Source organism: Kineococcus glutinatus, from assembly GCF_039542765.1.
GTDB lineage: Bacteria > Actinomycetota > Actinomycetes > Actinomycetales > Kineococcaceae > Kineococcus_A > Kineococcus_A glutinatus.
In genome coordinates, this window is record NZ_BAABIL010000318.1 from 1 (window position 1) to 9,135 (window position 9,135).

General features: G+C 75.4%; 8 protein-coding genes and 1 pseudogene. 6 read left to right on the plus strand and 3 right to left on the minus strand.

Annotated elements, in window-relative coordinates:
• Positions 1–262 (minus strand): annotated as a pseudogene (locus ABEB16_RS12300) (hypothetical protein); the annotation flags it as partial.
• 454 nt (positions 263–716) lie between these two features.
• Between ABEB16_RS12300 and dnaK the strand changes: the two are divergent.
• From dnaK to ABEB16_RS12325, 5 genes are all read left to right on the plus strand, one after another.
• On the plus strand, positions 717–2,585 hold the full coding sequence (gene dnaK, locus ABEB16_RS12305; RefSeq protein WP_345712537.1) for a molecular chaperone DnaK: 1,869 nt from the start codon (positions 717–719) through the stop codon (positions 2,583–2,585).
• The gene (gene grpE, locus ABEB16_RS12310; RefSeq protein WP_345712538.1) at positions 2,585–3,208 is read left to right on the plus strand and encodes a nucleotide exchange factor GrpE; all 624 of its coding nucleotides are present in this window, start codon (positions 2,585–2,587) and stop codon (positions 3,206–3,208) included. The genes dnaK and grpE overlap by 1 nt, the downstream gene beginning before the upstream one ends.
• Positions 3,209–3,245: 37 nt before the next feature.
• Positions 3,246–4,292, plus strand: a complete 1,047-nt coding sequence (locus ABEB16_RS12315) for a DnaJ C-terminal domain-containing protein (protein ID WP_345712539.1) — start codon at positions 3,246–3,248, stop codon at positions 4,290–4,292.
• A 112-nt stretch (positions 4,293–4,404) separates the two neighbouring features.
• The gene (locus ABEB16_RS12320) at positions 4,405–4,827 is read left to right on the plus strand and encodes a heat shock protein transcriptional repressor HspR (RefSeq protein ID WP_345712540.1); all 423 of its coding nucleotides are present in this window, start codon (positions 4,405–4,407) and stop codon (positions 4,825–4,827) included.
• Positions 4,828–4,836: 9 nt separating this feature from the next.
• Entirely contained in the window at positions 4,837–5,691 is an 855-nt protein-coding gene (locus ABEB16_RS12325) for a DUF3626 domain-containing protein (protein ID WP_425560181.1), read from the plus strand.
• Between the two features lie 55 nt (positions 5,692–5,746).
• Here the strand turns inward: ABEB16_RS12325 and ABEB16_RS12330 are convergent, their stop codons facing one another.
• Positions 5,747–6,352 (minus strand): hypothetical protein, encoded by a 606-nt coding sequence (locus ABEB16_RS12330; protein WP_345712541.1) that lies wholly within the window; start codon positions 6,350–6,352, stop codon positions 5,747–5,749.
• A 190-nt stretch (positions 6,353–6,542) separates the two neighbouring features.
• Between ABEB16_RS12330 and ABEB16_RS12335 the strand changes: the two genes are divergently transcribed.
• Positions 6,543–7,898 carry a HupE/UreJ family protein gene (locus tag ABEB16_RS12335; RefSeq protein WP_345712542.1) on the plus strand — a complete coding sequence of 452 codons (1,356 nt, stop codon included), beginning with the start codon at positions 6,543–6,545 and terminating at the stop codon, positions 7,896–7,898.
• Here ABEB16_RS12335 and ABEB16_RS12340 read toward each other — a convergent pair.
• Positions 7,816–9,135 (minus strand): ATP-binding cassette domain-containing protein (locus tag ABEB16_RS12340; protein ID WP_345712543.1); only part of this gene is annotated, 1,320 nt, incomplete at its 5' end. The genes ABEB16_RS12335 and ABEB16_RS12340 overlap by 83 nt on opposite strands.

Consider the following 9,135-nt stretch of genomic DNA (forward strand, 5'->3'; position numbering starts at 1 on the left):
TCTGGTTGACCTGCACGGAGATGTCGTCCTCGGCGTACTGCAGCTGCGCCTCGTAGCCGGCGGCCTCGAACTGCTCCACCATGTTCGCGCCGTCGTTGACCCACCGCTCGGAGGACCTGGTCGGCATGGCGATGCCGACGGTGCCCTTCTCGTCGGGGTCCTGGGCGGCGTCGTCGCCGCCGCACGCGGTGAGCAGCAGGGCCGAGACACCGAGGGCGGCCCCGAACTTCTTGCCGAGCAATTGATCATCTCCATCCGTCATCGCTGACGTCGGCGCGGGCCGCGCGGTGCTCATCGCGACCGGCGACCCCTGGCCGTCGCGGCGCACCGTGTTCCTCGACGTCGACGCCCACCGCGGCGGTGTGCCCGCGGCGGGGCGGGTGTCGGACCGCTGTGCGGGTGTCGAGCGGGCAGGGGACCGCCCACTGGATACACCATAGCCAGCGTGGCAACACTCTGTCTACTACCTGTCTACGCAGAGTGAGAACTCGTGCCGCGCGACCCTCGGCCACCCCCTCTCCGCACGAGGAGGAGCGGGGACGGGCGGGAACACCCGGCGGGGACCGGTCGTTGACTTGAGCGACGCCGGCTCAAGGTCGCCGGTCCCGGCTTGACAGCTCGGGCACCGCGTGGAGACTTGAGCCAGATCCGCTCAAGGGTTCTGCCCGCGGCCCGAGCGGCCGCCCGATCGCCAACGTCGCAGAAGGAGCACCTCCATGGCACGAGCCGTCGGCATCGACCTCGGCACCACCAACTCCGTCGTCTCCGTCCTGGAGGGCGGCGAGCCGACGGTCATCGCCAACGCCGAGGGCGGGCGCACCACCCCCTCGGTCGTGGCCTTCGCCAAGAGCGGCGAGGTCCTCGTCGGCGAGATCGCCAAGCGCCAGGCCGTCACGAACGTCGACCGCACGATCCGCTCCGTCAAGCGCCACATCGGCACCGACTGGAAGCAGGGCATCGACGGCAAGGACTACACGCCGCAGGAGATCAGCGCCCGCATCCTGCAGAAGCTCAAGCGGGACGCGGAGAGCTACCTCGGCGAGTCCGTGACCGACGCCGTCATCACGGTCCCCGCCTACTTCAACGACGCCCAGCGCCAGGCCACCACCGAGGCCGGGAAGATCGCGGGCCTCAACGTCCTGCGCATCATCAACGAGCCCACCGCCGCGGCGCTGGCCTACGGCCTGGACAAGGGCAAGGAGGACGAGCTCATCCTCGTCTTCGACCTCGGCGGCGGCACGTTCGACGTGTCCCTCCTGGAGGTCGGCAAGGACGAGGACGGCTTCTCCACCATCCAGGTGCGCGCCACCTCCGGCGACAACCACCTGGGCGGCGACGACTGGGACCAGCGCGTCGTGGACCACCTGCTGCAGAAGGTCAAGGGCAGCACCGGCATGGACCTGTCCAAGGACAAGATCGCCATGCAGCGCCTGCGCGAGGCCGCCGAGCAGGCCAAGAAGGAGCTGTCCAGCTCCACCGCCACCGGCATCTCGCTGCAGTACCTGTCGATGACGGAGAACGGCCCCGTCCACCTCGACGAGCAGCTCACCCGCGCGCAGTTCGAGCAGCTCACCTCCGACCTGCTCGACCGCACCAAGGCGCCGTTCCACCAGGTCATCAAGGACGCCGACGTCTCCATCAAGGACATCGACCACGTCGTGCTCGTGGGTGGCTCCACCCGCATGCCCGCCGTCGCCGAGGTCGTCAAGGAGCTGACCGGCGGTCGCGAGCCCAACAAGGGCGTCAACCCGGACGAGGTCGTCGCCGTCGGCGCCGCCCTGCAGGCCGGCGTCCTCAAGGGCGAGCGCAAGGACGTGCTGCTCATCGACGTGACCCCGCTGTCCCTCGGCATCGAGACCAAGGGCGGGATCATGACCAAGCTCATCGAGCGCAACACGGCCATCCCGACCAAGCGCAGCGAGGTCTTCACCACCGCCGACGACAACCAGCCGAGCGTGCTCATCCAGGTGTTCCAGGGCGAGCGCGAGCTGGCCCGCGACAACAAGCCGCTGGGCACCTTCGAGCTGACCGGCATCGCCCCCGCCCCGCGCGGCGTGCCGCAGATCGAGGTCACCTTCGACATCGACGCCAACGGCATCGTGCACGTCAACGCCAAGGACCGCGGCACCGGCAAGGAGCAGTCGATGACCATCTCGGGCGGCAGCGCGCTGTCCAAGGAGGACATCGAGCGCATGGTGAAGGACGCCGAGGCGCACGCCAACGAGGACAAGCAGCGCCGCGAGGACGCCGAGGCCCGCAACCAGGCCGAGAGCCTCGTGTACCAGACGGAGAAGTTCCTCAAGGACAACGAGGACAAGCTGCCCGCCGACGGCCGCACCGAGGTCGACTCCGCCCTGGCGGACCTGAAGACCGCGCTGGCCGGCACCGACACCGACGCGATCAAGGCCGGCACCGAGGCCGTGGCGCAGGCCAGCCAGAAGCTCGGCTCGGCGATGTACGCCGCCGCCGGCAGCGAGGGCACCGGGACCGACGCCGGCGCCTCGAGCGGGCCCGACTTCACCAAGCCCGCCGCCGACGACGACGTGGTGGACGCCGAGGTCGTCGACGACGAGAAGGACAAGTGATGCCGGAGGACACCGCCCGCGACGAGCGGGACGAGGCGAGCGGCCCCGTCGTCCGGGACCGCCGCCGCATCGACCCGGAGACCGGCATGCCCCGGCAGGAGCCGGCCGCGGCGCAGGACGCGGCGGCCGGCGGGGAGGGCTCGCTGCCCTCCTACCCGGCGGACGTGACCGCCGCCACCGAGGCGGCCGCCTCCGACCTGCTCGCCGCGCAGACGCTGGCCGCCGAGCGGCTGGAGGACCTGCAGCGGCTGCAGGCGGAGTACGTCAACTACCGCCGCCGGGTGGACCGCGACCGCGACGTCGCCCGCGACGCGGCGCTGTCCAGCGTCGCCGAGGCCCTGCTGCCCGTCCTCGACGACGTGCACCTGGCCCGCCAGCACGGCGACCTCACCGGTCCGTTCGCGGCGATCGCGGACAAGCTGGAGGCGACGCTGGGCCGGTTCGGGCTGGTGCGCTACGGCGAGAACGGCGAGCCGTTCGACCCGGCCGTGCACGAGGCGCTCATGCACGCCCACTCCGACGACGTCGAGGTGGCCACGTGCACGCAGATCCTGCAGCCCGGCTACCGCTTCGGCGAGCGCGTCCTGCGCCCGGCCCGCGTCGCGGTGGCCGACCCGCAGTGACGGCCGGGGCGGCGGGACGCGGGGAGGGGGGACGCCGGTGAGCATGCAGGACTGGGCCGAGAAGGACTTCTACGACGTGCTCGGCGTCCCCCACGACGCCGACGCCGCCACCATCAAGAAGGCGTACCGCAAGCGGGCGCGGGAGCTGCACCCCGACGCCAACCCCGGTGACGCCGCGGCCGAGCGCAGGTTCAAGGAGGTCGGGGAGGCGTACGCCGTCCTCTCCGACCCCGAGCAGCGCCGCCAGTACGACGGCATCCGGGCGATGCTCGGCGGCGGTGCCCGCTTCACCGCCGGCGGCCCGGGGGCCGGCGCCGGCGGCGCGGGGTTCGAGGACCTGCTCGGCGGGCTCTTCGGCCAGGCCGCCGGTGGCGGCGGCGCGGGGTCCCGGGTGCGTTTCGGCACGCCCGGCGGCGGCACCCCGGGGCCCGGGTTCGAGGACCTGCTCGGCGGGCTCTTCGGCCAGGCCGGCGGGTTCCCGCCCTCCACCGGCTACGGCCAGGCGCCCACCCGGGGCACCGACCTCGACGCGACGGCGCGGGTCGGCTTCCGCGACGCCCTGGCCGGCGCGACGGTGAACCTGCGCGTGCCCGACCCCCGCGGCGGCCCGGCCCGCACCGTCTCGGCGCGGCTGCCGCTGGGCGTCCGCGACGGGCAGCGGGTCCGGTTGCGCGGCAAGGGCCTGCCTGGCCCGGGCGGCGCACCGGCGGGGGACCTGCTCGTCACCGTCTCCGTCGAGCCGCACCCGGTGTACCGCCGCGACGGCGACGACCTGCGGATGACCCTGCCCATCACGTTCGCCGAGGCCGCCCTGGGCGCCACGGTGGAGGTGCCGACGATCGACGGCACCGGCGTGCGGGTGCGGATCGCGCCGGGCACCCCGTCGGGGCGCTCGCTGCGGGTGCGCGGGCACGGCGCCAAGCGGGGCCGGCAGGACGACAGCCGCGGGGACCTGCTGGTCACCGTGGAGGTCGTCGTGCCCGACCGCCTCGAACCGGACGCGAAGGCGGCCGTCGAGGCGTTCGCCGAGGCCACGAAGGGTGAGGACCCCCGCGCGGGGCTCGCGGAGCGCGCGGCGGGCTGAACGGCTCGGGGCGACCGGGGGGACCCGCACGGGTCCCCCCGGTGCTGCACCCCGGGGGCGACCGGGGGGACCCGGGCCCGTCCCCACCGGTGAGGACGTGGGAGGAGGAGGCGTGCACGACGACGACGCGCCCGTGTTCGTCATCTCGGTCGCGGCCGAGCTGGCCGGGATGCACCCGCAGACGCTGCGGCAGTACGACCGGCTGGGCCTCGTCTCACCGCAGCGCGCCCCCGGCCGGGGCCGGCGCTACTCCGCGCGCGACATCGCCCGGCTGCGCGAGGTGCAGCGGCTGTCGCAGGAGGACGGCGTGAACCTCGCCGGCATCAAGCGGATCATGGAGCTGGAGAAGCAGGTCGAGGTGCTCAGCGACCGCGCCGAGCTGCTGCTGCAGGAGCTGCACCGGCTGCGGCAGACCGCCGGGCGGGTGTTCGCCGCCGGGTCGGCGGGGGACATCGTGGCGACCGCGGTGGGGCGCCGGCCGCCCTCGCCGGCTCGGTCGCGCGCCCTCGTGCTGTGGCGGCCCGGGCGCGACTGAGGCGCTCCGGTGGGCCCGGAGGCCGCCGCCGCGGTGGCGCACGTGCGCGGCCTCGCCGCCGGGGGGCCGCTGGAGCCGTCGTGGCGGGTGACGGTGCACTTCCACCCCGACCGCCTCGTGCGCCGCCGGGCAGGGGGCACCGCGCCGATCCTGCGCGCGATGGCCGCCGACGGCCGCTACCGCTCCCAGTTCGAGACCGGCACGAGCAACGGCCTGGTGAGCTGCCACCCCGGCGGGGACCGCCGGCGCTGGGAGAGCCGCCTCTTCGGCGGCGCCTACGACGGCGCCCCGCCCGCGGCGCGCCCCGTCTACGGTTCGCTGAACCACCGGCGCCGGCCCGCCGGCGGCTCGCCCAGGTTCGGCTCCGCGCACCTGCTCCTCGGCGCGGCCACCCTGGCGCGCACCACGTTCTGCTACCCCGACAGCGTCTTCGAACCCGTCGACGTGGGCACCGCCGACCGCTGCCGCCTGACCCACCTCGCCGACGAGGACGCCGGCGCGCGCGATCCGCTGGACGACTACGTCGAGGCCCACGTCCACGGCGGTGTCCGCTTCGACCGCGACGTCGAGGCCCTCGTGCTCGACCCCTGCTTCCGCGGCACCGACGTCGAGGCCGACGCGCACCTGCTCGGCGTGCCGGTGCGGTGGCACCACGGCTTCCGCGCCGCGGTCGCCGACGTCGCCGCGCACCCCGGCTACCGCGGCCCGGAGGTCGTCGACGCCGCCACCGGCATCGCCCGCGACGGCGTCCTCGACGCCCGGGTCATCGGCGAGGCGGTCCGCGAGGGCCTCGCCGACGGGCAGACCCTCAAACGCGTCTGGCACTGCACCGCCCGGTTCGGGCGCCCCGCCACCGACGGCTGACGACGCGCCCGCCGGGGCGCGGCCCGTCCGGCTGACCGCGCCCGGCCGGGTGCGGTCAGCCGGACAGGCCCGCGAACGTCGGGGTGGCCTGCTCGCCGTCCCAGGTGACGCGGAAGGTGAACGCCTCCTCCAGCGCCTGCCGGTACTGCTCGGCCTCGGCCTCGGTGATGGTCCCGGCGGCGAGCAGGGTGTCGATGGCGGGGCTCCAGGACTCCACCAGGGCGTCGACGAGGGTCTGCGGGTCGATCCCGAGGTCGGTGGCCACGGCGGCCAGGTTCTGACCGGCCTCCATGCGGACGTGGAGCTCGTCGTGGCTGATCGACAGGACCTCGTCGAGCACGTCCTCCACGGGCTGGTGGCCGCGGTGCAGGCCGAGGCCGCCGTCGCCGTAGGCCTCCTGGACCAGGGCGACCAGCTGCTCCTCGGTGGACACCGAGCTGACGTCGACACCGCCACCGGGGCCGCCGCCGCGCGCACCGCCCCCGGCGGCGGTGGTGGTGGTGCCCGAGCCGTCCGCGGAGGTGTCCGTCGCGGTGGTGCCGGACGCGGCGGTCGTGGCGACGGCGGTGGAGCTGGTCGCGCCGGTGCTCGTGCCACCGCACGCGGCCAGCGAGAAGGTGCTCAGGAGCACGAGGCCGGCGATGGTCTTGCGGATCTTCACGGGGTTCCCCTCGGAGGGTCGGTCGTGTGGTGGTCGGGCACCACGGTGGGCGGGGTACCTGCGACGCGTCGGTGTGATCCGTGTGGGCCTGCTGTGAGGCCCGCGGGCCGGAGCCGGGGCCGGGGCCGGGCGCCCCACCGCACAGCCGGTGCAGGGCCGGTCCACAGGATCGCCGCGCACCCTCGGAGCCATGACCGCCTCCCGACGCCGCGCGCTCGCCGCGACCGGTGCCCTGACCGCCGCCCTGGTGCTCGGCGCACCCGCTGCCGCGCAGGCGCACAGCCTCGACAGCAGCACCCTGTCGGTGCAGGTGGGCCAGGACTCGGCCACGGTCACCGTCAGCGTCGCGCTCGAGACCCTCGACGAGGTGCTGGGCACCGACCACGCCACCACGACCACCGGCGTCGACGGGTACGCCGCGGACGTGATCGCCTACCTCGACGAGCACCTCGCGGTCACCGGGGCCGACGGCACGACGTGGGCGGAGACCTGGTCCGACCCGGTGCGCGAGTCCGTCGAGGGCATCGAGTCCTTCAGCGTCGACGTCGCCCTGGACACCGCCGGCGCGGACCCGTCGAGCTTCACGATCACCTACGACGCGATCACCGAGGCCGACCCCTCGCACGAGGCCGTCGTCGTGCTGACCGACGCCGCGGGGGAGATCTCCACCGCCGGCGTGCTCGACGCCGCCGACACCAGCCTGCAGATCGGCGCCGCCGACAGCCGGGCCGGCACGGGCCTGGTGGACATGATCGGTTACGGCTACCACCACGTCCTGGAGGGGGCCGACCACCTGCTGTTCCTCGCCGCGCTGCTCCTGGTGGCCCCGCTCGCCGCGGTCCGGGGGCGCTGGCGGCGCGGCGACGGCGTCGTCGCCACGACCCGCGACGTCGTGCGGGTCGTCACCGCGTTCACCGCGGGGCACTCCCTGACGCTCGTCGCCGCCGCGCTGGGGTGGGTGTCGGTGCCCGGCGCGCCGGTGGAGGTCCTCATCGCCGCCTCGGTGGGGGTGGCCGCGGTGCACGCGATCCGCCCGCTGGCCCACCGCGGCGAGGTCGTCATCGCCGGTGCCTTCGGCCTGGTCCACGGCCTGGCCTTCGCCGGCATCCTCACCGACCTCGGCCTGGACGGGTCGACGTCGCTGCCGGCGCTGCTGGCCTTCAACGTCGGCGTGGAGCTGGCCCAGCTGGTCACCGTCGCGCTGCTGCTGCCCTCCCTGCACCTGGCCTCCCGCACCTGCGCGTACCCCGCGCTGCGCGTGGCCGGTGCCGTCGTGGCGCTGGTCGCCGCCTGCGGCTGGGCCGTCGAGCGGCTCGGCCTGCTGGCCAACCCGCTGGCGGGCGCGGAGGAGGCGGTCATCACCCACCCGTGGTGGGTGGTCGCGGGCCTGGCCCTGCTGGCCGCCTCCTGCTGGGCGTTCGAGCGGCTGGCTCCCGCGACCCACCCCCTCACCGCCCACCCGCTCACCGCCCCGCCGGCGGCAGGCCCAGGTGCAGCCGGGGCCACCCACCGAGGTCGGCGAGCAGCCGGCGGTCGTGGGTGGTGACGACGACGGCCGCGACCGTGGCCTGCAGCACCGCGGTGAGCTCGTCGACCAGCGCCGCCGACAGGTGGTTGGTCGGCTCGTCGAGCAGCAGCACGTCGGGCCGGGCGGCCAGCTGCACCGCGAGGTCCAGGCGCCGCTGCTGACCGGAGGACATCCGCTGCACGGGGGTGCGCAGCGCCTCCTCGTCCAGCAGCCCCGTCGCGCTCAGCGGCACCACGTCCTCCTCGCGCAGCAGGCCCGCCGCGACGAGCCGGCCGACGTGCTGCTCGTGCACCTGCCGGGCGGTGGCGCCGGGCGGCCATCCGGGAACCTCCTGCGCGACCAGCGCCACGCGTGCCGACGGCGAGCGGTGGACGGCGCCGCCGCCGGGCCGCAGCAGGCCGGCCAGCACGGACAGCAGCGTGGACTTGCCCGCCCCGTTCGCGCCCGTGACCACCAGCCGGTCCCCGCCGTCGAGGACCAGCGAGACGGGGTGCGCCAGGCGCCCGGGGACCCGGACGTCGCGGGCCTCCAGCAGCGCCGCGCCCGGCCGGGTGGCCGGCTGCGGCCAGCGCAGCACCGGTGGCGGCTCGGGCACGGTGACCCGGTGCGCCGCCAGCGCCTCCCGCTCCCGGTTCAGCGCCTGCACGACGCCCGGGGCCCGGGACTGGCGCTGGTGCCTGCCGCTGCCCTTGCCCGGGCGCCAGCCCGTGCCGAGGCGGTCGCGGGCCTGCTCCACCGCGCTCGTCAGCCGGCGGTGCTCGGCCTGCTGCGCGTCGACGTCCTGCACCCACCGCTCCCGGTCGCGCCGGCGGCCCTCCTGCCAGGCGTCGTAGCCGCCGGCGTACAGGCGCGCGTGCCCGTCGCGGGTGGGGTCCAGGTCGCAGAACTCCACGGCGACGTCGCGCAGCAGGGCCCGGTCGTGGCTGACGAGGGCCAGGCCGCCGGGGTGGGCGCGCAACCGGTCGGTGAGGAACGCCAGCCCGTCGGCGTCCAGGTGGTTCGTCGGCTCGTCCAGCAGCAGCAGGTCGTGCGGGGCGCCCAGCAGGCACGCCAGGTGCACCCGGTGGCGCTGCCCGACGGAGAGGGCGCCCAGCTCCCGCGAGCGGTCGGTGCAGGCGCCCAGGGCCTGCAGGGCGACGTCGACGCCGCGCTCGGCGTCCCAGGCGTCCAGGGCGGTGGCGGCCTCCAGCTCGGCGGCGTAGCGGTCGGCGGCGCCGGTCGCGCCCGCCGCGAGGTCGGCGGCGGCGGCGTCGAG